Genomic DNA, 26,018 nt, shown 5'->3' with positions numbered 1-26,018 from the left:
CTCGCGCAGTCAGACGGTCGTTGTGGCGTCGAGGCTGTAGGGGCGACGAGCCGCGAGGGCGGCGAAGACGAGCTGTAGGAGGCAGAAGAACAGGAGGGCGGCGAGTGCCCAGTCAACGGTGCCGGTGATATCGCGGAGGGTGCCGATGAGAGCGGGGCCGACTGCCGCGAGCAGGTAGCCATAGCCTTGGGCCATCGCGGACAGCCGGGTCGTTTCGTCGTCTCCGGTGGCGTGTGCGGGTATGGCGGCGAGGGCGGGTGCGAGGGCGGCCATGCCCACGCCGAGCAGCGCCGCCCACAAGAAGGGAGCGGCGGTCGCAGCGATGAGGAGTCCCAGCAGACCGAGACCTCCGCTGCAGGTGGTCAGCACCATCCACATTCCGATGCGTGTGGTGCTGCGGTAGCAGGACGCGGTGATGACCACGGAGGCGACGATGCTGACCACGAGGCTGCCAGCGCTGAGAGCGCCGGCGTGGACGGCGCTGGCTCCGGTGGCTCGTAGGAGGACCGGCTGCCAGGACAGCAGGGAAAGGGCTTGCAACGACTGCAGACCCATGAACAGGGTCAGGTACCAGGCTCGAGCGCTTCTGAGGAGGGAGCGGCGCCAGCGCGGCGCTCGTGGTGGGGATGCGGCGCGTGTCGTTCGGGCCAGTGACAGCGGTATCCAGAGGAAGAGCGCGGCCGCCACGGGGAGGATCCAGATTCCCAGCCCCGTGCGCCATCCGCGGATGGTGGTCAGCCAGGGAGTGATCGCGGTCGCTGTGGCCGCACCGGCTCCGATCATGCTGGCCGACAATGTCGTGAGCGCGGCGGTGTGCAGGCCGCCGATCTGCCGGCAGACGGCGGGTAAGAGGACTTGCAGGCCGCCGATCGCGCAGCAGGCCAGGATGGTTCCTGCGAGCAACAGCCACTGACCGTGGGTGATGCGCACTGCTTGGCCGGCAAGCAGGATGCCGAGGAACACCACGACGCTGGTCTGCGTGCCGCTGCGGCGGCGAAGGGGTGGCACGAGGAGTGTCGTCGCGGCGATGCAGAGGCAGGGGAGTGCTGTGAGGAGCGCCACGGCTGTCGTGCTGAGACCCAGCGTCGTGCGGATCTCGGGCAGTGCCGCGCCGACCGCGGTCACTGCGGTGCGAGCGTTGAACGCGGCCAGTGCGAGTGCCGCGACTGCCAGGACTTGCCACCATATCGGGCGCACCAGAGGTTTGACGACGGTGGGGATCGGCAGTGTCTGCTCGCTGGCGGACACGGTGAAAGAGGACATGCGCCCCTATGCCTAGGCTGATGACTGGATGTGCCGGCGCGAGATGTTCGCTGCGCCGGTTGCGGTGGCCAAGAGAGGGTCAGCTCTCGACTCAAGATCATCATAAGGCTGTCGGCGCGAGCGCCTGCCCCGGCCTGTCTCCACTGTGGAGGCCCGCTGCGCCGCCATCGTGGTCGGCCGCCGATCTCGCCCTAGCAGTTCGATGACCGGGTCGCGCAGGGTCGTCAACGGCTCGAGGATGCCGGCTACCGCGAGTGCTGGGGCAGCCGTGCCGAGCACGAGTGCCGCCGCGAACAGCACCGTTCCCCACCAGGTCGCCGATCCGATGCGAGCCGCGGGGCGGCGGAAGCCGCTATCCCCGGTGCGACGTACCTGCAGCCACGTGCGTATCCCGAAGGTCACCACGAGCCCGAGCAGGTACAGGTCAGGGGAAGGGCAGCCATGCTGCGTTCTCCATTTCACATATGCACGCATCGCTATGTATCTATTAGTTTGGCGGAGGCTGGCGGAGCGGTCAATCCTGGGGCGCCCAGTCGCCTGTTGCCGCAGGTGCGCGTGTGGCGGCTTGCGCTTAAGGGCGGTAATAGGTCTCGGTGGGCGAGGCGGCCACTCCTGGTTCGGTGACCGTGGATATCGCGAGGATGCTCATGGAGCGTTGGAACCGGCGGGCGCAGTCGCGTACACAGGGGAGAGGTAGTTCCACGATCGCATCAGAAAGGGTTGTATGACATCTCGACGGCAAGAGCCCGACCAGAGCGGCTTGGATGAGCAGCCGGAGAACGAGGACTCGGGGCACTCTGCGTCCTCGGATGATCACCCGGTGTTCGCCGAGGCTGAGGAGGTCGAGGCACCAGCTCACGAGCAGCCGGAGGAATCTGATGCGACCCCCGCAGCGAGAAAGAGGAAGACCGGACTGATCGTCGGCGTTGCTGCTGCGGTCGTGGTTCTGGCCGGCGGTGCCGGCGTCGGCCTCATGGTCTTCGGCGGTGGTTCGGCGCAATCGGCCGCCGAAGACTACGTGGCGCTTTCGATGAAGGAGACCAAGGACCCCCGAAGCGTCACGGCGGATGATTACCGGCCCATCGTGTGCGAGCAGGCCATGCCGCAGATCGAACAGCTGCAGCAGGTGAAGGAAGAGTTCCTCAAGACAGCGAAGCCAGAGGACCTGGAGCAGCTCAAGGCGGTTCAGGTCTCGGTGAAGAGCGTCCAGGAGAACGGCGACTCCGGCAGTGCCACCGTCGAGTCGACTTTTCCCGGGCAGGCACCGGAAAGCTCAGACCTGAAGCTGGTCAAGGAAAGCGGCGACTGGAAGCTTTGCGTCTGAGGGGCATGGATATCCGCGAGGCGCCACAGGTGTAGTGGTCGTCCGCCGGTCGCATCGCGGGACGGAGCGGGGCCTGGCCTTCTTGAAGGCCAGGCCCCGCACTGCATATCAGGTGACCCAGTTGTCTTCGCGGGGTTGGTCGTTGAGCCGATCCCGGCCGGCTATCGAGTCTACGGCGAGGGTGCCGTGGATCGACTGGCGTTCATCGGCGCGCAGGCCCTCCGCCTTGTTCTCCTGCGGGTGTGGTCGGTTGGTCCGGCGCTCATCTTCCGCGGAGGAGGGCGACGAGGAAGCTCGAGTCGTCGGTGAACGGACGCAGGTCCCAAGTGGACAGCAGCAGGTCGGGCTCGAGTGACGCTGCCGTCGCGTCCTCGAAGAAGTCGGTGAACTCGTAGCCGCGGCCGGTACCGAAGCCGATCGCGACCCGGCCGCCCGGCGCGAGGTGCGCACGGAGCCGTTTCAGCACAGCACCGCGCGTGGTTGGTGCGAGGAAGGTCATCACGTTCCCGGCGCAGACGATCGCGTCGAACGGAGCGGTGATGCCCCGGGTGGGAAGGTCGAGTTCGGCCAGGTCGCCAACCATCCAGAGCGGCCCCGGGTGGTCTTGCTCGGCGGCCTCGATCAGGACCGGGTCGACGTCGACGCCGACGACATCGTGGCCGGCTTCGGCCAGCAGGCCGCCGACTCGGCCGGGGCCGCAGCCGGCGTCGAGGATGCGGGCGTGGCGCGGCACCATGGCGTCCACAAGGCGGGCTTCCCCGGCGAGGTCGTCTCCGGCGCGAGCCATGGAACGGAAGCGTTCGACGTACCAGGTGGAGTGCCCGGGGTCGGCGGTGACCTGCTGCATCCAGATGCTCTGCTCAACCATGCCTGCATTCTTCCGGAGGCCGGTGGACGCCCAGCGATCGCCGGCCGGATGATCGCTTCCACTGCTGGACGGCGACATCGAGGAGCTCCGCGATGAGCACAGCGACATCGTCGGCTCCGTCGACGGCGGAACCTCGATCACCGGCACAATGCTGCCCCGGAGTCAGCACACCGGGGCAGCATTGTGTCCGGGACGCGGGTCCAAGACTATCGGGTTCGTGACGGGGGTCCTGCGAGGTAATAGCTTCGCCTCTGCCCCCAATGCGCGCCGGGTGTCAGCGCAGCACCTCCAGGAAGATCCAGCCCTTGCTGTCGGTGTAGCACCTGGCGTCCTTGTAGGTGCCGTCGGCCTTGAGCTGCGCTGCCTCCGCATTGCACTGGTCCATCGAGGAATACACCGCGGGTCCGCCGCCGACGGTCTCCCAGCCAGACGCGGAAGCGGCGCCGACGGTCAGCGGAATGGAAACCACGGCGGCGCCGAGGGTCAGAGCAGCAGCGATAAGGGAACGCCGCATCTTCATATGCAACTCTCCTGACAAACAAGGCCAGAATGGCCTAGCCGGTTTCTTGCAGGGCCGAAATTACCTTCACCGGGTTCCGGAGCCGCAACGATGCACCGAACATGTAGGGATTCCTTGCAGGAGGAGAGGCTCCGCGCGTCAGAGGTGCCGGTTGGCCGATGAGCCCAACCGGGCATCTGCCCCACCTCGGCCCCGCCGTGTTCGCTGATCCCCGCCGGCGACGGACGCGGCAGCGTGGTGCGCACGGTGATGTTCACCCACTCCTGGCCCTCCGCTACTCGGCGACCGAACTCCTCACCGCCGGAGTAGCCCTACGCGGACATGGCGGATCCACTGTGGACCCTGGGTGGGGTTGGCGGTGTGGTCAGGCGGGTGTTGGATTGGGCGGTCGCCAGGGGTTGCCGGTGATGGCTTGACGGATCGCGGTCATGACGTTGATGTCTTGTTGGCGGGCGGTGTCGATGTAGCTGCGGATGTCGAGCCGGCCCTGAATGATGGTTTCGCTGGCCAGGCGGCCGGAGATCTTCTGCTGGGTCTTGGTGGGTCGCAGGTCAGCGGTGACTTGCGACCCTCGTCCGCCCCGCTGCACGGTGATGGAATGCGCTCGGAAGTGACGCCCCGGGAGGCGAGGTGTCACGACCAGTGCTGTCCGGTCCTAGGAGCTGAGCGGATCCTCCGCATCCCATTCCGCAGGGAGGTCTTTTCATGCCAGACATCGAGTCGACGAACGACAGGCAGAAGCCACGATCGAACGCGTGGCAGTCGGCGGTCACCGTGGTGCAGGAGGCGGAGCCTCCCGTCATCCCGGCGGGTGCGCACGTGACGACCATCGTCGTCGAGTTCCCGCCGGGCGACCCTGGCACCCCTCCGCATCGGCACCCCGGACCGGCCTTCGGCTATGTGCTGGACGGCGAAATGGTGTTCGAGCTCGAAGGTCAGCCGGCGCGTATCGTCCGGGCCGGCGAGGCGTTCTGGGAGCCAGGCGGCGACGTCATCCACTACCAGGACGGCAACAACCGCGACGACGTTCCGGTGCGCTTCACCGTCACCATGTTCTGCGAGCCGGGCAAACCGATGCTCACCTTGGTGGACGAGGAAGAGCTTGTCCGGCGCAAGAGCCGCCGGGCCCCGCGCACGAGCTGACCGCGAGCCCGTCGTGTTCAAGGCTCGGACATCTCTTCTTCGAGAACACGGAGGTCAACGAAATGAAGATCGCTGTCATCGGTGGGACCGGGCTCATCGGATCGCAGGTGGTCAAGCTCCTGAACGCCAGTGGGCACGAGGCGGTGCCGCACTCGCCGTCCACCGGTCTGGACCTGCTCAGCGGGCAGGGCCTGCGCGAGGCGCTGGACGGGGCCGACGTCGTCGTCAATCTGACGAACTCGCCGACCTTCGACGAAGCCTCGCTCGAGTTCTTCCAGAAGACGATGGACAACCTCCTGGCGGCAGCCGACGCCGCCGGCGTCGGCCACGCGGTCATCCTCTCGATCGTGGGCGCCGACCAGGTGCCGGGCCTGGTCTATTACCGCGCGAAGGTGCTGCAGGAGGACATCCTCAAGGCCGGCCCCGTGCCGTACTCGATCGTCCGCGCCACGCAGTTCTTCGAGTTCATCGACGCGGTGCTGTCCTGGACCGCCGACGAGAAAACCGTCCGCCTGCCCGCCACTCTCGTCCAGCCCATGGCCGCGGCCGACGTCGCCCGGGCGGTGGCCGACGTCAGCCTGGGCGACCCGCTGCAGGGCACCCGCAACGTCGCCGGCCCCGAGGTCTTCACGCTCGACGAGCTGGGCAAGATCACCCTCGCCGCCCGTGGTGACCACCGCACCGTCGTCACCGACAACAGCGCCGGCATGTTCGCCGCCGTCCCGCGCGAGGTCCTCATCGCCAAGGACGACGCCGTCATCGCCCAGACCACCTATCGGGAGTGGCTCGCGCGCTGAGTCGGCTCGGCGACGACACAGATGCTGCGCACGCTCGCGGAAGCACTTCAGGCGGATCGTGGCCTCGGCCACGATCCGCTGAAGCCACCAAACGTGAGTAGTTGTCAAGAGTGTTGGACGGGGTCGTTGACGTCTACCGAGGCTGTTCCCATTGGGTCCGGGTGAGTTCGTACTCGACTTCACCGTGCTCGGAGCCCTCGATCGCCTCCGGCCAGTCCCCGGTGAAGTTCTGGACGAAGGACAGGCCCGACTTCTCCATGACACGACGGGAACGAGAGTTGACGGCCATCGTGTTCGCCGTGACGCGTTCGACCTCCAGGTCGGTGAACCCCTTGTGGATCAGGGCCCGCGAGCCTTCGGTGGCGTAGCCGCGCCCCCATGCTGCCTGGTTCAACCGATAGCCGAGTTCGACCACAACGGGGGTGTGCTCCTCCAGCGGCCGGAACTCGAACCAACCCAGGAAGGTACTGGTGGTCTTCTCCTGCGTGGCCCAGTATCCGCGAGTCTCCCAGCACGGGTAGTCGTGCAGGAGCCGCGGCAGGGTCCGGGTCTCGATCGCCTCGCGGCTGGTGGGACGGCCACCGTTGATGAAGCGCATGACCTCGGGATCGTTGTCCAGGGCGAGCAGGTGGTCGGCGTCGGCCGCTGTGAACGCCCGCAGGATGAGCCGGTCGGTTTCCAGGAAGTTGGTCATGCCGCGATCTTCACCAGGGTCGGCCGGGCCTGTCACCGGGTTTCCGACCCGTGGCAGTTTTTGGTGTTCATGCCGCGCGGGCCGCGGATCGCTCGACCAGGACGCCCCGCTCGAAGCCGGACCAGTGCAACGAGGTGGGGTGCGATCACGGCCTGCCACCGTGCTGGGCGGACTCCACCGGCATCAAGGACAGGCACGTTGGGGGACAGGTGTTCTATCCCTGATGATGCGTGCTGGAGTGGACTCGGGTGAGGAGTGAGACTGCTGGCTCAGGCCTGGGCAAGTCCTCCGTCGACGAAGAGTTCGGCCCTTCGAGCTGCCCCATAAGACATCCCTCCCGCCCGCCGATGCTCCCCGTGCCCAAGTCCCGGTCACATGGCCCTTCGCCCTCAGAACACATGTGTGCGAAGAAGAGGATCAGCTTGAAGGGGCGGGCCGGTCGGCGAAGATACCGTGCAGTATTCCGGTGGCCTGCCCGATCTCGATGAGGTACCCGTCCGGGTCGCGGAGATAGCACCGCAACTCGGCCTTGCGGTCCTTGGGCTCTGTCAGGAACTGCGCGCCTTTCGCGCGGGCGTCGGCATAGAACGCGGCGATATCGGCGACTCGGATGTTCAGGAACGCCGACACCGGGTCCCCAGGCTGGGGCGGGGTCAGGCTGATGTCTGGTTTGTCCGGTGTGGGTCCGCCTCCGGGGTTCATGATGATCCAGCTGTTGGCGATCCGGACGGTGGTGGGGTTCTCGGCCAGCACGACCTGCCCACCGAAGATGTCGACGTAGAACTCTCGCGAGACGCTGACGTCACGCACGGTCAGGAAGTGCGTCACAACCAGCCCCTGCTGTGGTGCGGGGAAATCGTCATGGTCCGTCACTGGTGTCTCCTAACGATCGTTCGGTCGCGAGCCGCTGATCGCCCCAGCGGTGTGGATCGATCTCCAACTGCGCGGCGTCGCGGCGCTCGTGGAGTACGGGATTGGTCGCTATGTCATCGTGCTGCCTCCAGGTTCGTCGGGTCGGAGATCGTTCCCTCAGTGCGGAATTTGTTGATTTCGGCGGTGCTGAATCCGAGCTGGCGAGGACCTCGCCGTTGTGCTGCCCAGGACGGGTGCTCGCGCCGCCGGCCTGAGAACTCTTGTAGCCCAGGTGCAGTTCCTCGCACGCGCTGCTGCTCCTCCCCGGCATCATCCAACAGGGGGCGCCGACCTGCCTCGCGGCGACTTCTCGTGCGGTGGCTCGTGCTGGTGCTGTGCCTGTTCGCCGCCAGCGAGCCCGAGGCAGATGATCGAGCAGCAAGGAAGTCAGGTCTTCGGAGCAGCCAGGCGCTTATTGGGTGATGTCGTAGCCGGCGATACCGACGTCGTGTCCGCCTCCGTCGAACGACCGGGTTGACGCGCTTCCTGCCGAGCGTCGAAAACCAGGTCGTGCGACAGGATCAGAACTCCGCTGTGCCCGAGTCGGGCGTCGGCCACGAGTTGCTCGATCGCAGCGGATTCGCCAGTCCTTCCATGGAGCATGCCCGGAAACCTACTGCCCAATGCGAACGGCGGCGGGGAGAGGGACGGTCACGCTCTTGGCACCGGAGTCGGCGCAGCGAGCCGAACCCGTCGCGCAGATCGCCCACTGGCGGAGTAGGGGATTTCTTCAGGGGCCGGTGTGATTCCTTCACCTGCCAGGGGGCAAACGCGCATTGTTCGCCTTCAACCAGGTCCGTAGCGTTCCGATATCGAGCTGGCTGTGTGCGCGGTCACCCGCGCATCCGCAGCGGATTCGCGAATGAGCTGCGCGACCGCGGTTGACCAGAAGGAGAGCGGCCATGCCGTTGGAGCACTCGCATCCCCCCGCACCAAGTGCGCCCGTCCCGGACCCGTCCACGGTGGACACCGTCGCCCGGCGCCGGATGCGCCTGGTGGCCGTGCTGTCCGTGTTGATCTGCGTGGTGTTCTTCCCGCTGCCGGTGCTCGGTCAGTTCACCGGCGCGCTCGACGGCTTGACCGGCGGGGGACTGACCTGGGCCTGGATCTACGCCTTCGCGCAGTTCCCCGCCGCACTCGCCGTCGCCGCGTGGTACGCCGCGCGGGCACGGCGGCTCGACCAGGCCGTTGAGCTCGTCCGGGAGGGCCGGTCGTGAACATCTACACCGCCACGATCTTCACGGCCCTGGTCGTGCTCACCCTGGTCATCACCTACGTCGCGGCGCGGCGCAGCAAGTCGGCCGCCGACCACTTCGTCGCCGGCGGCCAGCTCACCGGCAGGCAGAACGGCGTGGCCATCGCGGGCGACTACATCTCGGCGGCGTCGTTCCTCGGGGTCACCGGGGCGATCGCGCTCACCGGGTTCAACGGCTTCTACCTCGCGGTGTTCGTCCCGGTCGCTTATGTGCTCGCGCTGCTCCTGGTCGCCGAACCGCTGCGCAACCTGGGACGCTTCACCTTGGCCGACGTGCTGGCCGCCCGCTTCGGCGGCAGGGACGTCCGGGCCGTCATGGCCACCAGCACGGTGGTGGTGAGCACCCTCTACCTCGTGTCGCAGTTCGTCGGAGCCGCCCTGCTCGTGCGGTTGCTGTTCGGCCTGGACTACACCGTCGCCGTGCTCGTCATCGGTGGCCTCACCACCGTGTACACGATGCTCGGCGGCATGCTCGCCACCAGCTGGATCCAGATCGTGAAGACCACCCTCATGATGGGCTGCGCCGTCGCGCTGTTCGTGCTCGTCCTGATCCGCTACGGCGGCAACCCGCTGGGAGTCTTCCAGGACGCGCTCGACACCTTCGGCGCCGCGGCGGTCGCGCCGAACCGCAGCTCCGCCCTCGCCGGTTTCGACCAGCTGTCCCAGGTGTTCGGCCTGGTGTTCGGGGTGCTCGGGCTGCCGCACGTGATGATCCGGTTCCTCACCGTGCCGGATGCTCGCGCCGCACGGTCGTCGGCGATCACGGCGATCTGGGTGTTCACGGTCTTCTACCTGATGATCCCGGTGATCGGCTACGGCGCCGCCACGCTCGTCGGGCGGGACGAGATCACGGCGCAGAGCCCCGCGGGCAACCTGGCGGTGGCGCAGCTGGCCGAAACGTTGGGCGGTGGCCTCCTGCTGGCACTGGTCGCCGCTGTCTCCTTCGTGACCATCCTCGCCGTGCTGTCCGGGCTGGTGATCGCCACGTCCGGGGCGATCGCGCACGACCTCTACACCCAGGTGATCAAGCGGGGTGCGGTGAGCCCGCGCGGCCAGCTGACCTCGGCGCGCATCGCGACCCTCGCGACCTCCGCGACCGGTGTGGTCCTCGCTCTGGCGGCGGAGAAGCAGAACGTGGCGTTCCTCGCGTCGCTGGCGTTCGCCGTCGCCGCCAGCGCGAACCTGCCGGCGTTGCTGCTGACCATCTACTGGCGACGGATGACCGCCCGCGCGGTGCTGTCCGGCATGGTCGTCGGGCTCGTGGCGTCGGTCGCGATCATCTTGCTCAGCCCGGCCGTGCACGGGCCGTCCGCGCCCCTCGGGTTCAGCAACCCCGCGCTGGTGACTGTTCCGCTGAGCCTGCTCGTCTCGGTCGTCGTGGCCCTGGCCGCGCCTGCCCGGGGTGAAACGGCGGTCCGCGACCGGGCCACGTTCGGCGCGTTGCGCACGAAGGCTCTGACCGGCCGCAGCACTGCGGACCTTCCTGCGGCCACCGGGCAACCGACCTGAGACGTGCAGAGCGGCGAGGTTGGAGTCCAGCGGCCGGCAACTCGGCTACGAGGCGTTCTCGCCAATACCGTCATCAACATGTGAACCGCAGGGAGTGGGGAGTTTCATGACCAGCGCTGCCACTGTCGCCGCCTTGACACGGCGGATCGAGGAACTGGAGGCCGAGTCGGAGATTCGCCGCCTCCAGGCCCGCTACATGTTCCTGTGCGACACGCCGAACCCCGAGTTCGGCGTGCGCGACGACGCGCATCGCATCGATCTGATCATGGAGCTCTACAGCGAGGACGCGGTCTGGGAAGGCGTGGGCGAGTACTACGACGGCCAGTTCGGGCGGGCCGAGGGCGCCGCGGCGATTCGCGAGCACTTCGAGCGGTTCTGGAGCGAGGAGCAGGCACCTGCGTTGGTGCTGAACGCCCACTACCTGACTTCGGAGCAGATCCACGTCGACGGGCACGAGGCGGCCGGCCAGTGGATCCACGTGCAGCCATGGCTGTTCTCGGACGGGAAGTCCCTGCTGCGGTCGAGCCGCCTGAACAACTCCTTCCGAAAGGTCTCGGGAACCTGGAAGATCACCCGTACGCGCACCGAGAACGTGTTCGTCGCGCCGCTGGCACCCGGCTGGGCGAGCGACCACCCGTCGACATCGGTGCTGATGAAGCCGTAATGGAGGCGGTGGCGGTCATGACAGCCTCGGACCCCGTGGTCCACATCGTCGACGACGACGAGGACCTGCGGCAGTCGCTGATCTTCCTGCTCGAAAGCGTGGGCATCCAGGCGCTGAGCTACCCGGACGCGAGCTCGTTCCTGGCCGAGTTCGACCCGGACGAGTCGGCGGTGGTCATCGTCGACATCCGGATGCCCGGGGTCAGCGGCTTCGAGCTGCAGGAGCGACTGCTGCAGCTGGGCTATCCGGCGCCCGTCATCTTCTGCTCGGCGCACGGCGATATCCCGATGTCGGTGCGGGCGATGTCGCAGGGCGCGGTCGACTTCCTGGAGAAGCCCTACCAGCCGCAGAAGATGCTGGAGATCGTGCAGAAACAGCTGCTGGAGGCGAAACGGCGGTTCGCCGATCACACCTGCCGTCGTGAAGTCCTCCGGCGGCTGGACGCGCTGACGCAACGCGAACGAGAGGTGCTTCGGCTGGTCATCGTCGGATTGCCCAGCCAGCTCATCGCCCGCCGGCTGGGCACCAGCGTCAAGACCGTGGACGTCCACCGCGCCAGGATCAAGGCCAAGACCGAAGCGGATACGCTCGGCGCCCTGGTGCGGGACATCCTGCTGCACCGGATCACCGTCTGAAGCCAGGCTCGTTTTGCGTGGCGGTGCGGGGGGCCTGCGGAAGTCACGGCCGCCGCCTGGACTCCATCCTCCGCAATTTCCATTGAAATCGAACCTTCGATTTCAATGGAAATTGCGGATCCCCGATGCGCGGAGCCGGGGACTGGCCTCGCGGTCGGCTCACGGGCGCAGGGCGGCTTCGACCCAGCAGCCGGTCGCGAGGAGCGCGGTCTCGTTCCGCGCGGGCCCGACGAGCTGAAGGCCGAGCGGGAGCCGGGTCGCGCTGCGCAGCCCCGGCACCGCCACCACGGGCAGTCCGAATGCCTGCCAGGCCCGGCTGAGCACCGGGTCACCGGTGGCCGCGAGACCAGCGGGTGCTGCCCCTGGGGCGGCCGGGCCCAGCACCGCGTCGTACGAACTCAGCATGGCCGACACCTGGGCGCCAGCGTCGGCCACCGTCTGGAGAGCGGCCTGGTAGTCGTCGGCCCGGGTGGTCGCTCCGGTCTGGAGGAGCTGCGCCAGCGGCCGGCTCAGCCGAGACGCCTGAGCCAGTTCTGCCGCACGTTCCCGGGCCGCCTCGTAAGCCATCACCACCGGGTGCGCGGCGGTCGCCTCGGCAACCAGCGCTTCCGCCGGGAAGGCGTCGACCACCGCACCCCGGGCGCGAAGCAGCCGCGCGGCGCCGGACAACGCGGCCGCCATCTCGGGATCGACCACGCCGAGTGGCTCGGCGGTCCACAGCAGCAGGCGCGGCGGGCGGCCGGGGAGCAGCCCGGCGTCCGGCTCACCGGTGAGCGCCGACCAGGCCAGCGCCAGATCGGACGCGGTCGCGGCGTACGCGCCGTGGCTGTCCAGGCTCGGGCTCAGCCCGGTGACCCCTTCCACCGGGAACCGGCCGCGGGTCATCACGAGGGAGGCGACACCGCAGTAGGACGCCGGCCGGGTCACCGAGCCCGCGGTCTGGGACCCGAGCGCCAACGGCACCTGGCCGGACGCGACCGCGGCGGCGGACCCGCTTGATGATCCGCCAGGGGTGTGACCGGGCGCGGCCGGGTTCCGGGTGGGACCGGGCGCGAAGAAGGCGAATTCGGTGGTGACGGTCTTGCCGATCGGCACCGCGCCGGCCCGGCGCCATTCGGCCACGATCGCCGCGTCGGCCTCGGCGGGTGGGGCTTGCGCACGCAACTCCGAGCCGCACCGGGTCGGAAGCCCGGCGACGTCGATGATGTCCTTCACGCCGAGCGGCACGCCGCCGAGCGCACCCGCGGCGGAGGCGAGATCGGGGGAAGGGTCCGGCGTCACCCACGCACACAGACCGGACTCGGTGCCGGCGATGCGGGCGCGGCTGCGGGCGAGCGCTTCGGCGGGGGTGGTCGTTCCGGCGGCGAGCTGACCGGCGAGCTCGCGCAGGGACCACGGCCGCCACACCGGGGCGCTCATGCCTCGACCCAGGTCGCGTCGGCAACCCAGTAGTCCATGCCGCTCGCGCTGACGCCGTGGCGCCATTCCGAGGTCCGCCGCAACAACGGCTCGACTTCCGAGGTGACGGCGTCGGCCGCCTCCGGGCCGTCCGCGTGCACCTGCCAGTGGACCCAGTTCAGTTCGCGTCCCTCGGCGTCGTGCACGAACAGGTCGACGTGGCGCCAACCGTAGCCGTGGGTGTCGTTGTAGCAGGTCAGCGTCATGGTGCCGCCGGCGGTTGACGGTCGGTTCACGGGTGGTCTCCTCCTCATGCGCTCAGCGGCGCGGCGTCCAGGCTGTGGAACCGGCGCTGGAAGTAGACCAACGCGCCGCTGTTCTGCTTGGTGCGGACCTTCTCGACCTCGACGAACAGCACCGAATGCGAGCCCAGGGTGCGTTCGGACACGATCCGGCCGATGACGGAGGCGATCGCGTTGCGGAGCACCGGAATGCCGTCGACGTCGAGGTCCCACGGGCCTTCGGCGAACCGCTCGGCGGTGGGGACCTTGGTCGCGCCCGCGAAGTGCATCGCCAAGTCGTCCTGGTCGGCGCCGAGCACGTTGACGCAGATCCGGCCGTTGGCCATGAGGATGTCGTGCGAACGGCTGGACCGGTTGACGCAGACCAGCACGGTCGGCGGCGAGTCGGTGACCGAACAGGCGGCGCTGACGGTCATCCCGGCCCGGCCGCGCGGGCCGTCGGTCGTGATCACGTTCACCGCGGCGGACAGATTTGCCATCGCGGCGCGGAACTCGCGCTGGGTGCGGGTCGGCTCTGACACGATTCCTCCTGTGACGGGCGCGGGCGGGAGGCTTGCCCTACTCCGACGGTACGTCCGGGATCACGGGCGGAATATCGAGACTTCCACCGGCCGGCCTGAGGATTTCCCCTACGCCGGCGGGTGGTGTTCCCGCGCGAGCGGCAGTGTGAAGCCGAAACGGGAGCCACCCTCGTCGCGTCGCTGCGCCCAAATGGTCCCGTGCTGGCGCGTGATGATCCGGTAGCTGAGCGCGAGTCCGACGCCGCTGCCGTGTTCCTTGGACGTGAAGGATTCCTCGAACGGGTCGTGCGGCAGGCCGCGGCCCTGATCGTCGACGGTGAGGACCCCGGCGTCGTCGTCGATGCGCGTCGTGATGGTGATCCGCCGCCGGTCGGGGTCGCAGGCGGCCATCTCGTCGATGGCGTTGAAGCAGAGGTTGAGCACGACCTGCCCGGTGAGCACGCGTTCGCACCGGACGGCCACCGGTTCCGGATGGCGGCGCACCACCACCTGCACGCCCAGCGGGGCCGCGCGGAGCCGGACGAAGTGCAGGCACTGCTCGACCACGTCGTTGAGGTCGACGACCTGGTTGACGTGTTCGAGGTGACCGACGAAGGCGCGGACGGCGTTGACGATCGTGCTGGCCCGTTCGATCTGCTTCTCCGCGCTGTGGATCCCGAAAGCCAGCCGCGCAGCGGCCTCGGACGGCAACTCGCCCGAGTTCACCAGCGTCTGGCTGCGGGCCCGCGCCCCGGCGAGGTAGTTGCCCGCCGCGGCGAGCGGCTGACCGAGCTCGTGGGCGATCGCCATCGCCATGTCGCCCATCGCGTTGTAGCGCGCCAGGTAGTTCTCCCGGTGCAGTTCGCGTTCCCGGCGCGCCTCCTCCTGCACGCGGTCGGAGACGTCGTGCAGGATCATCAGCAGGGCTTCGTCGTCGGTGTCCTGCAGGCGTTCCAGGCTTCCTTCCAGCCACACCGGCTCACCGACGTCGCGGGGGATTTCGAGCCTGATCGCGGTCACCGGCTCCGCCCGCGCGGCCACCTCGTCCCAAGTGGACGCGCGGCCGTCCGACCATAGCCGGCCGTACTGCGTGAGCGGGCCGAGCGGCTCGGTCGGGCGCGCGCCGATGAGCGCGACCGCGGTGTCGGTGGCGAACCGGAGGGCGCCGGTGGCGTCGAGCATGAGCGCGATCGTCGAGGTGTGGTGCGCCAGCGCGTCGATGTAGGACGTCGTCAGCCGCAATTCGCGTTCGATCTCCTGTTCCCGTTCGATGTCGCGGAACTGCACCATCACCGCGGGTCCTTGGGCCAGCTCGACCCGCACGGCGACCGCTTCGCTGGGAATCACCCGGCCCGACTTGGCGCGGTAGTGCCATTCGATGCGGCTGGCCCCCTTGTCGACCGCTTCCTGCAGCCAGGCGCGCCCGAGCACCCGGTCGTACTGCTGCGCCGAGCTGCTCATGTCGTTGGCCTTGAGCGGGCGCAGCTCGGTGACGCTCCAGCCGAGCATTTCGCACGCGGCGGGGTTGGCCCACAAGATGTTCTTCGTGGCCGCGTCGTGGATGAGCACGCACATCCGGCTGGCGTTCAGCATCGCCACGAAGTCGTTCGCGGCGAGCTCGGGGGCGCGCGGGTCGACCTGCATGACGCCAGCGTAGTTCGGTCCGAGGCCGTGGACCGCTGAAGAAATCCCCTAGACCGACGCCGGGCACTACCAATACCGCGAGCAAATCCCGCTTCCTACCGTCGGATGCAGGCCGGAACGACGAGGAGGACCAATGGTGCACACCCAGGAGGCGGCCCCCGGGGCGACACCCCGTTTCGCGGATGCCGCCGTCACCTTCGACGACGTTCTGGCAGAGCTCGCGCGGCGGCGGGCGGAGTTCCGCGAGCAGCGCTATGTGCCGAAGGACTTCGTCGATCGGCTCAAGCAGACCGGGCTCTACCGCGCCGCCACCCCGGCCAAGTTCGGCGGCGAGCCGCTGCCGCCGGCGGAGTTCCTGGACCGGATCGAGCGGATCTCCGCGGTCGACGGTTCCACCGGCTGGGTCGCCAGCTTCGGCTCCGCGCTGATCTACCTCGCCGCCCTTCCGGTGGAGACGCAGGCGAAGATCTACCGGGACGGCCCGGACGTCGCCTTCGCCGGCGGGCTGTTCCCGATCCAGGCGGCCGAGCCCACCGACAGTGGGTTCCGGGTCGACGGGCACTGGAAGTTCGCCAGCGGCTGCATGGGCGCCGACATCCTCGGCGTCGGCATCCCCGGCGACGAGTCCACCGCCGGCAAGCCGCGGACCGCGCTGCTGCGCCCCGACCAGGTCGAGATCGTCCAGAACTGGGACGTGGTCGGCATGCGCGGCACCGGCTCGTTCGACCTGGTCGTCCGCGACGTCGAGGTCCCCCGGGAATGGACGTTCATCCGCGGCGGAGAGCCCACAGTGGACGAACCGCTCTACCGCTACCCGGTGATCGCCTACGCCGCGCAGGTGCTGGCCGTGGTCGGCGCCGGTGTGGCGCGGGCGGCTCTCGACCACGCCGAGGAGGTCGGCAGCGGATACGCCGGCGTGACCGGCGCGCCGAAGCTGGCCGACCGGCCCTACTACCGCGCGGAGGTCGCCGCCGCCGAGGCCGCGCTCCGTTCGGCCCGGGCGTGGTTCTACGAGCTCAGCAACGAGGTCTGGGAGACCGTTGTCGCCGGTGATCCCGCCACCGACGAGCAGAACGCGCATCTCCGCCTCGCCTCGGCGCATCTGGCCAGGACCGCCTCGGAGGTGGTCGGCAGGCTCGTCGAGATCTCCGGCACGGCACCGATCTACCGCGACCACCCGCTGCAGCTGTTGCTCGGCGATGCCCTGGTGCCCAAGCAGCACGCCTTCCTCGGGCCCGCGATGTACGACGCGGCCGGCGCCGTCCTCATGGGACTACCACCCACGACACCCGGCTTCCGCTGAGAAGTGAATTCTTCAATGGGTTTGCGTAGCGGTGCGGGTAGCGGCCCCCCTGCGGGAATTACGGCCGCGGTCTGGACTCCGGGATCCCCGACTTACGTATGCCCAAATACGCGGCATCGGGGCTGTCCTCGCCAGACGACATCTGAGAACCCGCGGCGGTGCGAGCTGAGTCCCTCACCGCATGCGGCTGGCGCCGCATTTTGAAAGGGCTCTGAGCCGCCCACCGACGACAGGAGACGAGCATGACCGCACAGCCGCTTCGCGTGCTGTTCTGCATCGGCATCAACCAGAACTTCTTCGACCTGCCCTCCGACGGCATCACCTCCGGTGACGTCTGGCAGGCGTTCGTGTCCATGATGGACCAGCTCAAGGCGCTGCCCGGGGTGAGCTTCATCGGCGACATCGACGACGACTCGCACCTGGTCGGCCCGTCCGACGGCTGGCCGTGGACCTGTTACATCCTCGCCGACGTCGACACCCAGGACACGGTCAAGACCGCCTGCAACCTCTTCCGCACCACCCCGGTGGGCAGCAGCGAGTTCAAGCTCTGGCGGTTCGCCAAGATCGAGGCCCGCATCGGCCGTGCCCTCACCATCCGCGACGACGTCGAGCTTCCCGACTGATCCCCGGAAAGGTTTCAGACCCATGACCGAGAACGTCTTCGACGTCGCGCCCGCCGACCTGGTCTCCGGCGATCGCGTCGCCGGCCGCCTCTACACCGACCCCCAGATCTTCGAGCAGGAGATGACCCGGATCTTCGAGCGCACCTGGGTCTGGGTCGCCCACGAAAGCGAAGTGCCGAAGCCGGGCAGCTTCAAGTCGACCTACGTCGGCCGCCAGCCGGTGATCGTGACCCGCGACCGCAAGGGCGCCATCCACACGCTGCTCAACCGGTGCCGCCACCGCGGCGCGAGCCTGTGCGAGAAACCGAAGGGACAGGCCAACGGCTTCACCTGCCCGTACCACGCCTGGTCCTACGGCCTGGACGGGAAGTTGCGCGGCATTCCCTATCCCGACGGCTACGAAGGCGTCGTGGACAAGACCGAGCTGTCGCTGAAGAAGCTGCGCACCGAGTCCTACGGCGGCATGGTGTTCGCGACCTTCGACGACGGCATCGAGCCGCTCGATGAGTTCCTCGGCGACGCCAGGCTGTGGATCGACCGGTTCATGAAGCAGGGCGGTGGTTATCCGATCAAGGTGCTCGGCAAGCACCAGTTCAGGTTCAAGGGCAACTGGAAGATCCAGCTGGAGAACACCACCGACGGCTACCACTTCCCGATCGTGCACCGGTCGTGGATGGCGTCGGTGGATGCCGAGACCGCCGACATGATGTCGTTCATGACCGACCCCGAGGCCATCACCCACGACCTCGGCCAGGGCCACAGCGTGATGCAGATGGTGCCCGAGCACTCCGATCTCGACGCGGACGACGGCAGCGAGCCGCTGCAGGCCCGGTTCGACCACCTCGTCGAGGAGCTGTCGAAGACCCTCGACGCCGCCCAGGTGCGCAAGCTGATCCGCGCCATGCACGGCACCGGATTCAACCTGAACCTCTTCCCGAACGTGTCGATGTCGGCGGCGTTCTTCCGCGTGCTGCGCCCGGTCGCGGTGGACGAGACGGTGATCGAGCACATCGCCATCGGCCCGGACGGACCGCCCGAAGTGGACATCGTCAACCGGGAAAGGTTGCGCATCCACGAGCACTTCCAGGGCCCGTTCGGCTTCGGCACCCCGGACGACGCCGAGGGCTGGGACCGCGTCCAGCGCGGCGCGCAGGGCGCCCCCGAGATGCCGATCATGGTCAATCGCGGCCTCTCCCGGGAGAAGCCGAGCCCGGAAGGCTGGCCCACCTCCCACGTCACCGATGAGACCGGCATGCGCGCTGCCTACGACCAGTGGAAGCAGATGATGAGCGATGACTGACGCGACGCCCACCCTCGCCCCGGCCCCGATCCCGACGACCGATCCGCGGGTGGCCCGGGCGATCGACCTGGTCTGGCGCGAGGCCGACCTGCTCGACCGCAAGGAGTACCCGGACTGGAACGAGCTGTTCGCGGAGGACGGGATTTACGTCATCCCGATCGAGCCGGGCACCGAGGACTTCGCCAACACGCTCAACATGGTCTACGACGACGCCCGGATGCGGCGGATGCGCGTGACCCGGATGACCGAGGGCTACGCCATCGCGGCCGTGGACGCCGCTCGCACGGTGCGCACGGTGTCGCGGTTCGTGCCGGAATCGGTCTCCGACGAGGAAGTCGTGCTGCGCTCGGCGCAGGTGCTCGTCACCTACAAGCGCGGTGATCACGACATCTGGGCCGCCGACCTGGAGCACCGGATCCGCCTCTCGACCGACGGCCCGGCGGCCGACCGGATCGCGCTGAAGGTGGTGCGGCTCGTGGACAGCGAAGCTGCCGTTCCCGCTACGGGATTCCTGCTGTGAGCGCCGCGCAGGTCGCGGTCGTCACCGGCGGCGGCAACGGGCTCGGCGCGGCCATCGTGCGCCGGCTGCACGCGAACGGCTACCGCATCGCGATCGCCGACCTCGACGGCTCCGCCGCGGCGATCCTCGCGGAAGAACTCGACGGCTCGGGCACCACGGCGAGGGGGTACGCGGTCGACGTGAGCGAACGAGCGGCCCTGGAGCGCCTGCTCGCGGACGTGCTGGCCGATTTCGGCGGCGTGCACGTCCTGGTCAACAACGCGGCCCGGACCCAGGCCAAGCCGCTGCTGGAGATCACGCCCGCCGACCTCGACTCCGTCATGGCGGTGAACTTCTCGGGCACGTTCCACGCCTGCCAGGTCTTCGGCGCGCACTTGGCGGAACGGGGCTACGGCCGAATCGTGAACATGGCCTCGCTGGCCGCGCAGAACGGCGGCACCGCGACCGGCGGCCACTACGCCTCGTCCAAGGGAGCGATCCTGTCCGCGACAAAGGCATTCGCCCGCGAGCTCGCCCCGCGAGGAGTCACGGTCAACGCGGTCTCGCCCGGGCCGCAGGACACGCCGATGGTGCACTCGATCGTCGGCGAGGACGACCTCGAGAACTACCTCACGAACATTCCGGTCGGCCGGCTCGGCGACCCGGCCTTCATCGCCGAGATGGTCGCCCTGCTCGCCTCCCCGGGCGCCGCCACCGTCACCGGCGCCTGCTGGGACGCCAACGGCGGCCTCTACCTGCGCTGACGACGGGAGCGACGATGACGAACATCCTGGTCCGGGTCGCGGAGATCACCGAGGAGACCGCCGAAATCCGCACGTTGCGGCTGGTCCGAGACGACGGCGAGCCGCTGGGGCCGTACGAGGCCGGTGCGCACATCGACGTCACGGGCCCGACCGGATTGGTCCGGCAGTACTCGCTCTGCGGCCCGCCCAGCGAAGTGTCGTCGCTGCTCATCGCGGTCAAACGCGAGCCGGAGTCCCGGGGCGGTTCGGAGGCGCTGCACACCCTGTCCCCGGGTGACCACCTCAAGATCGGTGAACCGCGGAACCTCCTGACCGTGGCCGGCGACGCGGACAGGCACGTCCTCGTTGCCGGCGGCATCGGCATCACGCCGCTGTTGAGCATGGCCTACGAACTGGCCGGGCGGTCCGCCGACTTCGAGCTGCACTACTTCGTCCGTTCCCCGGGCGAGGCCGCCTTCGTCGACCTCCTGGAGAACCGGGTGGAACTCCGCGACCGGGTGCGCCTCCACTTCGGAGCACCCCGCGCCGAACACCCCGCGCTGCTCGCCGCGGTGGTCCCCGGGCTGACACCCGCCAGCCACGTCTACACCTGCGGACCGCAAGGCTTCATGGACCAGGTCACGGCGATCTTCGCCCCGGCCATCGGCGAGAACAACGTTCACGTCGAGCACTTCACCGCCAACGAGATCGACACCAGCGGCGACCTGCCCTTCACCGTCGAACTCGACACCGGCGAGGTCTTCGGGATTCCCGCGGGAAAGTCGATCCTCTCGGTCCTCACGGAGAACGGGATCGACGTCGCGAAATCGTGCGAGGAGGGAATCTGCGGCTCGTGCGTCTCCGGGATCCTGGAAGGCGCCCCCGATCACCGCGATCAGTGCCTCTCGGCGTCCGACAAGGCCGCAGGCACGGAGATCGCGTTGTGCGTCTCCCGCGCCCTGAGCGACAAGCTCGTGATCGAGCTGTACTGAGGGCAGCAGGCACTGCGTCGACCGAATCCGGGGTGACCGTGACAGAGTGTCACGGATCATGATGACGGTTCCCCATCACCCGATCCCGGAGTGGGGGGTTCTGCCAGTACCTGGTTCAACAGGTCCTCCCGCGTCAGCTCTGTCGCGTGTTGCATTGGTGGTGCCCAAGGCGTGAAGTACGGCTTCCGGCCATTCGCGGAGTTTCCGCGAGGAACGTCGTCCGGAACGCGAGCGGACGAACAGCGTGAAGGTGGGCGCGGAAATGTCTGCTGCGCCACGGGGCATAACGAACCGCGATACGACTTGATCGGAAATGTGCTCATGCGAGCGACCATGATGTACGGCGCAGGTGACGTCCGGGTGGAGGAGGTGCCGGACGCGAGGCTGCAACTGGCCACCGACGCGGTGGTGCGGGTGTTGCGCGCGTGTGTGTGCGGGAGCGACCTGCACCCCTACCGGGGAATGGCGGCCACGGATCGCGGCACGCCGATGGGACACGAATTCCTCGGTCTCGTGGAGGATGTCGGCTCGGAGGTCGACGGCCTCAAGCGCGGTGATGTCGTGCTGGCGCCGTTCGTGTGGTCGGACAACACCTGTGACTTCTGCCGCGAAGGCCTGCACACCTCGTGCCGGCACGGTGGTTTCTGGGCCACTGATGAGATCGGTGGGGGGCAGGCCGAGGCCGTCCGCGTGCCGCAGGCGCAGGGCACGCTGGTGAAGCTGCCGGTCGGTGTGGACTCGACACTGCTGCCGTCGCTGTTGACCCTCAGCGATGTCTACTGCACGGGCTATCACTGTGCCGTCACCGCGGGTGTGAACGAGCGCACGACCGTGACCGTGATCGGTGACGGCGCGGTCGGGCTGTCGGCGGTGCTGTCGGCCAAGCTGCTCGGTGCGGAGCGGATCATCCTGATGGGTCGCCACCAGGAGCGCACGAACCTCGGCGTCGAGTTCGGGGCCACCGAGGTCGTGACCGAACGCGGTGCGGAAGGGATCGCCCGGGTTCGCGAACTCACCGGCGGCGACGGCACCCACGCGGTCTTGGAGTGCGTCGGCAGCAAGCCCGCGTACGAGACCGCGTTGCAGCTCGCACGCGCCGGTGGCGTGGTCAGCCGGGTCGGTGTGCCGCAGTACGACGAGGCGCCGCTCGGATTCGACCCGTTCATCCGCAACATCACCATCACCGGTGGTGTCGCCCCCGCGCGGGCCTACATCGAACAGCTGCTGCCCGACGTGCTCGACGGAAGGGTCGAGCCGGGCCGGGTCTTCGACCGCACGGTCGGTCTGGATGCGGTCCCGGACGCTTACCGCGCGATGAACGACCGCGAGGCGCTGAAGGTCCTCGTCCGGCCCTGAGGCCCCTGCCTGGGCGTGCCGCTTTGCAGGACGCCCGGAATCGGCAGACGACCAGCAATGCCGAAAGGGGCGACGCTGCCAATGTGCGTGCTGCGCCCAGTTTTCCAAGACACGGAGAATTGTGAAGCACGTCGAGTTGGGGGACCTGGAGGTTCCCGCATTGGTCTGGCCTCCACCACCTGGGCGGATCTGTCCATCGAGGACTATGCCGAGCGCACCGCCGAGACGAAGGTGGTTTGGCAGGGCATGAACGGGAAGCAGGCCGGCGATCCCGCCAAGCTTGCCCGGGCTCTGCTGGCGATCACCGAGCAGGAGCAGCCGCCGCTGCGTTTCATCGCGGGAGCCGACGCGATCCTGGCCGTGGAAGCCAAGACCAAGGAGCTGCCGGCGCAGGCCGAGGCATCCCGAGAGCTGGGCATGGACCTGGCCCACGACGAGGCCCGACCGGCGCGCACATCCGACATCGGTCGAAACACCGAGGAGAAATCTGATGGAATTCGTCAAGCCCCAGCCCACGAACAAGGCGCCGGTCGAGTGCTTCACCGGTGACGCGTGGTTCGACGTGATCTACGCCGGCCAGGAACCTTCGCGCCTGCGCGCGAACATGGTCCGCTTCTCGCCGGGCGCCCGTACCTACTGGCACCACCACGCGGTGGGGCAGACCCTGCGCGTGGTGGCCGGTGTCGCGCTGATCGGCACGCGCGACGGCGTGATCTTCGAGGCGCACCCCGGTGAGACCGTCACCTGCCCGCCCGGCGAGGAGCACTGGCACGGCGCCACACCGGATCGGTTCATGGAGCACCTGGCCATGTGGGAGGGGCCGGGGGATGACCGGCCGGAGACCACGTGGCTGCAGGAGGTCACCGACCAGCAGTACAACGGCCCGCGCACCCGCAGCCGCTGAGCGAGCGAAGGCCCGACAGGCGCTCGGCGCGAAGACCGTCACCGGCACCACCCGGTCCGCATCGAAGGAAGCACTGCTGAAGAACGCCGGAGCGGGTAGTGACCCGGCCTCCGGCGATCACCACAACGAAGAGCAGATGCGGATGATCGACCGCTGATCCCACCCAGGCCCCACGCCAACTTTCTCTGCGCCGCTCCGCGATCTTGGGGGGTGGTTGGACGACGGTTCAGGTTCGCTGACGAACACCGCGTCCAATTGGGATCGTCCTATCAGGGCAAGCGTTCGGAACATGATCGCGTGCATCGAAGGGGGTTCTAACAGGTCCTCCCTGGCGGGAGCGTTCGTCCCTAGCGTGGTGGCATGACTGCGAACCTGACGTTGAACAACAGGATCGAGATGCCGGCGCTGGGTTTCGGCGTCTTCCAAACAGCTCCTGAAGAGACCATCGAGGCGGTGGAGGCCGCTCTTCGAACGGGCTATCGCCACATCGACACCGCTGCGGCCTACGGCAACGAGCGCGAGGTGGGTGAGGCGATCCGCCGTTCCGGTCTCGACCGGTCCGAGGTGTTCATCGAGACCAAGGTGTGGATCAGTGATTACGGTTACGACGCTGCCCTGCATGCCTTCGACAAGAGCGCGGGCAAGCTCGGTGTCGAGCAGATCGACCTGCTGATCCTGCATCAGGCGCTGCCCGCCCGGTTCGAGTTGACCGTCGAGGCCTACCGCGCGCTGGAGAAGCTGCTGGCTGACGGCCGGGTGCGTGCCATCGGGGTCAGCAACTTCATGGTCGAGCACCTGGAGAAGCTGTTGAAGGAGACGACGGTCGTGCCCGCGGTGAACCAGATCGAGGTGCATCCGTATTTCAGGCAGCCCGAGGTGCTCGCGGCTGACGCGGCGCACGGCATCCTCTCGCAGGCGTGGTCGCCGATCGGCGGCATCACCTTCTACCGGGAGGGTGGTAACGGCAGCACGCTGGAGGATGGGACCATCGCGGGAATCGCCGAGGCGCATGGAAAGACCCCGGCGCAGGTGATGCTGCGCTGGCATCTGCAGCAGGGGCGTTCGGCGATTCCGAAGTCGACTCGCCCCCAGCGCATCGCGGAGAACTTCGACGTGTTCGACTTCGACCTCACCGGCACCGAGCTCGCCGCGATCGACGCCCTCGACACCGGCGTGCGCGGAGGCCCGGAGCCGGAGCAGGTCACCTTGGAGACCTTCGGCCGCGAGATTCCAGAAGCCTGAGCAGCCAATCCCGCAACACCGAGGCGCCGGGCTCCCAAGAGGCCAGCCCCTGGCCGGCGCCGATGAGCAGCATCGGCAGCGCGACCGAGCCGAGGTAGCCGACGCCGGGGTCCAGCCGGCTCAGCCATGCCATCCCGGCGAGCGTCAACGCGACACCGGCCAACAGCAGCATCGCGCTGTGTAGTCGTGCGGCCAGTCGCGGGATCGTCATCGCGACGGCGAAGTTCGCCGGGGGTCGCCCTGCCGTGCCGCTGGCGTGCGTGGAGCGCATGGTGCCTCTCTTCGTGGACGGACGATCCCAGTCAACGACGATCCGGGCCGACCAGGGAGTGCCGCTCGTTCCAGGTACTCGCAGTGCCTCCCTCGACCCCGGCCGGCGACTTACGCTGGGGACCATGGGCAAGACCGACGATCGTGCGGAGGTCCGCGAGTTCCTCAGCTCGCGGCGGGCGCGCATCACCCCCGAACAGGCCGGGCTGCCCGCCTACGGCGGTAACCGGCGGGTCAAGGGGTTGCGCCGCGAGGAGGTCGCCATGCTCGCCGGCGTCTCGGTGGACTACTACGTCCGCATGGAACGGGGCAACCTCGCCGGAGCCTCCGAGAACGTGCTCGACGCACTGGCCCGGGCCCTGCAGCTGGACGAGGCCGAGCGCGACCACCTGTTCACGCTCGCCCGCGCGGCAGGCCCGGGCCACCGTCGGCGCACGAGGCGGGAGACCAGCGTGCGACCCGCGGTGCAGCAGGTGCTCGATGCGATCAGCGACGCGCCGGCCTGGGTCCGCAACGGCCGCCACGACATCGTGGCCATGAACCGTCTCGCCCGTGCGCTCTACGCGCCGGTCCTCGCCGACCCGCGTCGCCCGGCGAACACGACCCGGTTCGTCTACCTCGACCCGGCGGCCCGGGAGTTCTTCGTGGACTGGGACAAGATCGCCAATGACGGCGCGGCGATGCTGCGCATGGAGGCCGGCCGCAATCCGCACGATCCGGCGCTGATCGAGTTGGTGGGCGAGCTGTCGACACAGAGCGAGATCTTCCGGAAGCGCTGGGCCTCGCACGACGTGCAGTTCCACCGCAGCGGCCAGAAGCGGTTGCGCCACCCCGTTGTCGGCCAGCTCGACCTGGACTTCGAGTCGATGCAGCTGCCTTCCGAGCCGGGCCTGGTCCTCAACGTCTACACCGCACCGGAGGACAGTCCCGCCGCAGACGGTCTGAAGATGCTCGCCAGCTGGGCCGCCACCCAGGACCTCGCGGATTCCACCCTGGTGGAATCCGACAAGACCTGACTGCCCGTCGTCGGGCTCGAATTCTGTCAGGTCGGCTCGGGAACGTGTTGCGGAGCAGATCCTGGAGTTCGGTGGTGCCGTGGATCAGGCGCCGAATCGGCCTTGGGCGACCACGTAGTGCGACTGGGAAGCGGGGTCCAGCCGGTCTCGGCCGCACAACCGCTGTTCTCACCAGCAGCCTCAGCCGCGTTGGTCGCGTTCAGCGGAATCCGACTCGGGCAACTCGGCTGAACCTGGTTGCGGGCCCGGCAACGGCTGTGGTTCATCTTGTTGAACGCCTTGGCGCTGGGTGGGCAGCAGCGTGCCGCCGATGCTGCTCGGGCCGGGCACTTCCTTGCGTGC

29 protein-coding genes are annotated in these 26,018 nt (G+C 68.4%); 18 read left to right on the top strand and 11 right to left on the bottom strand.

The features are described from left to right. Window positions 1–9: 9 nt before the first annotated feature. Window positions 10–1,248, bottom strand: coding sequence for an MFS transporter (locus E1288_RS24215; RefSeq protein ID WP_165968229.1), 1,239 nt, complete (start codon window positions 1,246–1,248; stop codon window positions 10–12). Window positions 1,249–2,083: 835 nt separating this feature from the next. Between E1288_RS24215 and E1288_RS24210 the strand changes: the two genes are divergently transcribed. After that, window positions 2,084–2,587, top strand: a complete 504-nt coding sequence (locus E1288_RS24210; RefSeq protein ID WP_235883772.1) for an Rv0361 family membrane protein — start codon at window positions 2,084–2,086, stop codon at window positions 2,585–2,587. Window positions 2,588–2,849: 262 nt separating this feature from the next. On the opposite strand, the gene E1288_RS24200 is transcribed toward E1288_RS24210, so the two are convergent. The 3 genes from E1288_RS24200 to E1288_RS24190 all read right to left on the bottom strand — a co-directional run bounded on the left by E1288_RS24200 (window position 2,850) and on the right by E1288_RS24190 (window position 4,564). Next, window positions 2,850–3,455 (bottom strand): class I SAM-dependent methyltransferase, encoded by a 606-nt coding sequence (locus E1288_RS24200; protein ID WP_132488781.1) that lies wholly within the window; start codon window positions 3,453–3,455, stop codon window positions 2,850–2,852. Between the two features lie 274 nt (window positions 3,456–3,729). Continuing rightward, on the bottom strand, window positions 3,730–3,969 hold the full coding sequence (locus E1288_RS24195) for a hypothetical protein (RefSeq protein ID WP_207954528.1): 240 nt from the start codon (window positions 3,967–3,969) through the stop codon (window positions 3,730–3,732). Window positions 3,970–4,339: 370 nt separating this feature from the next. Then, window positions 4,340–4,564: a hypothetical protein gene (locus tag E1288_RS24190; RefSeq protein ID WP_207954527.1), complete on the bottom strand. Its 225-nt coding sequence runs from the start codon at window positions 4,562–4,564 to the stop codon at window positions 4,340–4,342. Between the two features lie 116 nt (window positions 4,565–4,680). Here E1288_RS24190 and E1288_RS24185 point away from each other — a divergent pair, with 116 nt between their 5' ends. Both E1288_RS24185 and E1288_RS24180 read left to right on the top strand, forming a co-directional pair. Beyond that, entirely contained in the window at window positions 4,681–5,118 is a 438-nt protein-coding gene (locus E1288_RS24185; protein WP_132488777.1) for a cupin domain-containing protein, read from the top strand. A gap of 62 nt (window positions 5,119–5,180) precedes the next feature. Next, window positions 5,181–5,915, top strand: coding sequence for an SDR family oxidoreductase (locus E1288_RS24180; RefSeq protein ID WP_132488775.1), 735 nt, complete (start codon window positions 5,181–5,183; stop codon window positions 5,913–5,915). A gap of 133 nt (window positions 5,916–6,048) precedes the next feature. Here E1288_RS24180 and E1288_RS24175 read toward each other — a convergent pair whose 3' ends face one another. Together E1288_RS24175 and E1288_RS24170 are read right to left on the bottom strand one after the other, a co-directional pair. Further along, window positions 6,049–6,609: a GNAT family N-acetyltransferase gene (locus E1288_RS24175; protein ID WP_132488773.1), complete on the bottom strand. Its 561-nt coding sequence runs from the start codon at window positions 6,607–6,609 to the stop codon at window positions 6,049–6,051. A gap of 417 nt (window positions 6,610–7,026) precedes the next feature. Continuing rightward, entirely contained in the window at window positions 7,027–7,482 is a 456-nt protein-coding gene (locus E1288_RS24170; RefSeq protein WP_132488771.1) for a VOC family protein, read from the bottom strand. 941 nt (window positions 7,483–8,423) lie between these two features. Here E1288_RS24170 and E1288_RS24165 point away from each other — a divergent pair. From E1288_RS24165 to E1288_RS24150, 4 genes are all read left to right on the top strand, one after another. Then, window positions 8,424–8,738, top strand: coding sequence for a DUF485 domain-containing protein (locus tag E1288_RS24165; protein ID WP_132488769.1), 315 nt, complete (start codon window positions 8,424–8,426; stop codon window positions 8,736–8,738). Next, a complete protein-coding gene (locus tag E1288_RS24160) occupies window positions 8,735–10,285 on the top strand; it encodes a solute symporter family protein (RefSeq protein ID WP_132488767.1) in 1,551 nt (516 codons plus the stop codon). Before E1288_RS24165 ends, E1288_RS24160 begins: the two co-directional genes overlap by 4 nt. A gap of 106 nt (window positions 10,286–10,391) precedes the next feature. Next, the gene (locus E1288_RS24155; protein ID WP_132488765.1) at window positions 10,392–10,949 is read left to right on the top strand and encodes a nuclear transport factor 2 family protein; all 558 of its coding nucleotides are present in this window, start codon (window positions 10,392–10,394) and stop codon (window positions 10,947–10,949) included. Window positions 10,950–10,966: 17 nt separating this feature from the next. Continuing rightward, the gene (locus tag E1288_RS24150) at window positions 10,967–11,584 is read left to right on the top strand and encodes a response regulator transcription factor (protein WP_132488763.1); all 618 of its coding nucleotides are present in this window, start codon (window positions 10,967–10,969) and stop codon (window positions 11,582–11,584) included. A gap of 159 nt (window positions 11,585–11,743) precedes the next feature. Here the strand turns inward: E1288_RS24150 and E1288_RS24145 are convergent, their stop codons facing one another. From E1288_RS24145 to E1288_RS24130, 4 genes are all read right to left on the bottom strand, one after another. Next, on the bottom strand, window positions 11,744–13,003 hold the full coding sequence (locus tag E1288_RS24145) for an amidase (protein ID WP_207954526.1): 1,260 nt from the start codon (window positions 13,001–13,003) through the stop codon (window positions 11,744–11,746). Continuing rightward, the gene (locus E1288_RS24140) at window positions 13,000–13,278 is read right to left on the bottom strand and encodes a hypothetical protein (RefSeq protein WP_235883771.1); all 279 of its coding nucleotides are present in this window, start codon (window positions 13,276–13,278) and stop codon (window positions 13,000–13,002) included. The genes E1288_RS24145 and E1288_RS24140 overlap by 4 nt, the downstream gene beginning before the upstream one ends. Window positions 13,279–13,292: 14 nt before the next feature. Then, window positions 13,293–13,805 carry a flavin reductase gene (locus tag E1288_RS24135; RefSeq protein ID WP_132488759.1) on the bottom strand — a complete coding sequence of 171 codons (513 nt, stop codon included), beginning with the start codon at window positions 13,803–13,805 and terminating at the stop codon, window positions 13,293–13,295. A gap of 108 nt (window positions 13,806–13,913) precedes the next feature. After that, window positions 13,914–15,428: a PAS domain-containing sensor histidine kinase gene (locus E1288_RS24130; RefSeq protein ID WP_132488757.1), complete on the bottom strand. Its 1,515-nt coding sequence runs from the start codon at window positions 15,426–15,428 to the stop codon at window positions 13,914–13,916. Window positions 15,429–15,561: 133 nt separating this feature from the next. On the opposite strand from E1288_RS24130, the gene E1288_RS24125 reads away from it, so the two are divergent. The 10 genes from E1288_RS24125 to E1288_RS24080 all read left to right on the top strand — a co-directional run bounded on the left by E1288_RS24125 (window position 15,562) and on the right by E1288_RS24080 (window position 24,390). Beyond that, window positions 15,562–16,731, top strand: coding sequence for an acyl-CoA dehydrogenase family protein (locus E1288_RS24125; protein WP_132488755.1), 1,170 nt, complete (start codon window positions 15,562–15,564; stop codon window positions 16,729–16,731). 242 nt (window positions 16,732–16,973) lie between these two features. Next, entirely contained in the window at window positions 16,974–17,354 is a 381-nt protein-coding gene (locus E1288_RS24120; protein ID WP_132488753.1) for a hypothetical protein, read from the top strand. Between the two features lie 22 nt (window positions 17,355–17,376). Beyond that, the gene (locus E1288_RS24115) at window positions 17,377–18,654 is read left to right on the top strand and encodes an aromatic ring-hydroxylating oxygenase subunit alpha (RefSeq protein ID WP_132488751.1); all 1,278 of its coding nucleotides are present in this window, start codon (window positions 17,377–17,379) and stop codon (window positions 18,652–18,654) included. After that, window positions 18,647–19,174, top strand: coding sequence for an aromatic-ring-hydroxylating dioxygenase subunit beta (locus tag E1288_RS24110; protein WP_132488749.1), 528 nt, complete (start codon window positions 18,647–18,649; stop codon window positions 19,172–19,174). Before E1288_RS24115 ends, E1288_RS24110 begins: the two co-directional genes overlap by 8 nt. Next, window positions 19,171–19,917 (top strand): SDR family NAD(P)-dependent oxidoreductase, encoded by a 747-nt coding sequence (locus E1288_RS24105; RefSeq protein WP_132488747.1) that lies wholly within the window; start codon window positions 19,171–19,173, stop codon window positions 19,915–19,917. The genes E1288_RS24110 and E1288_RS24105 overlap by 4 nt, the downstream gene beginning before the upstream one ends. 14 nt (window positions 19,918–19,931) lie before the next feature. Beyond that, window positions 19,932–20,888, top strand: coding sequence for a PDR/VanB family oxidoreductase (locus E1288_RS24100; protein ID WP_132488745.1), 957 nt, complete (start codon window positions 19,932–19,934; stop codon window positions 20,886–20,888). Between the two features lie 321 nt (window positions 20,889–21,209). After that, window positions 21,210–22,244: a zinc-binding dehydrogenase gene (locus E1288_RS24095; protein WP_132488743.1), complete on the top strand. Its 1,035-nt coding sequence runs from the start codon at window positions 21,210–21,212 to the stop codon at window positions 22,242–22,244. A 246-nt stretch (window positions 22,245–22,490) separates the two neighbouring features. Continuing rightward, a complete protein-coding gene (locus tag E1288_RS48130; protein ID WP_207954525.1) occupies window positions 22,491–22,793 on the top strand; it encodes a Rossmann-fold NAD(P)-binding domain-containing protein in 303 nt (100 codons plus the stop codon). Continuing rightward, on the top strand, window positions 22,735–23,148 hold the full coding sequence (locus E1288_RS24085) for a (R)-mandelonitrile lyase (protein WP_132488742.1): 414 nt from the start codon (window positions 22,735–22,737) through the stop codon (window positions 23,146–23,148). Before E1288_RS48130 ends, E1288_RS24085 begins: the two co-directional genes overlap by 59 nt. A 360-nt stretch (window positions 23,149–23,508) precedes the next feature. Next, a complete protein-coding gene (locus E1288_RS24080; RefSeq protein WP_132488740.1) occupies window positions 23,509–24,390 on the top strand; it encodes an aldo/keto reductase in 882 nt (293 codons plus the stop codon). Here the strand turns inward: E1288_RS24080 and E1288_RS24075 are convergent. Then, window positions 24,350–24,661, bottom strand: coding sequence for a hypothetical protein (locus tag E1288_RS24075; protein ID WP_132488738.1), 312 nt, complete (start codon window positions 24,659–24,661; stop codon window positions 24,350–24,352). The genes E1288_RS24080 and E1288_RS24075 overlap by 41 nt on opposite strands. Window positions 24,662–24,785: 124 nt before the next feature. Here E1288_RS24075 and E1288_RS24070 point away from each other — a divergent pair, with 124 nt between their 5' ends. Next, window positions 24,786–25,676 (top strand): helix-turn-helix transcriptional regulator, encoded by an 891-nt coding sequence (locus E1288_RS24070; protein ID WP_132488736.1) that lies wholly within the window; start codon window positions 24,786–24,788, stop codon window positions 25,674–25,676. The last annotated feature ends 342 nt before the right edge of the window (window positions 25,677–26,018 follow it).

Origin of the sequence: Saccharopolyspora elongata (assembly GCF_004348985.1) — a bacterium.
GTDB lineage: Bacteria > Actinomycetota > Actinomycetes > Mycobacteriales > Pseudonocardiaceae > Saccharopolyspora > Saccharopolyspora elongata.
The sequence above is the reverse complement of the archived record's forward strand: the minus strand, read 5'-3'. Positions and strand labels throughout refer to the sequence as shown.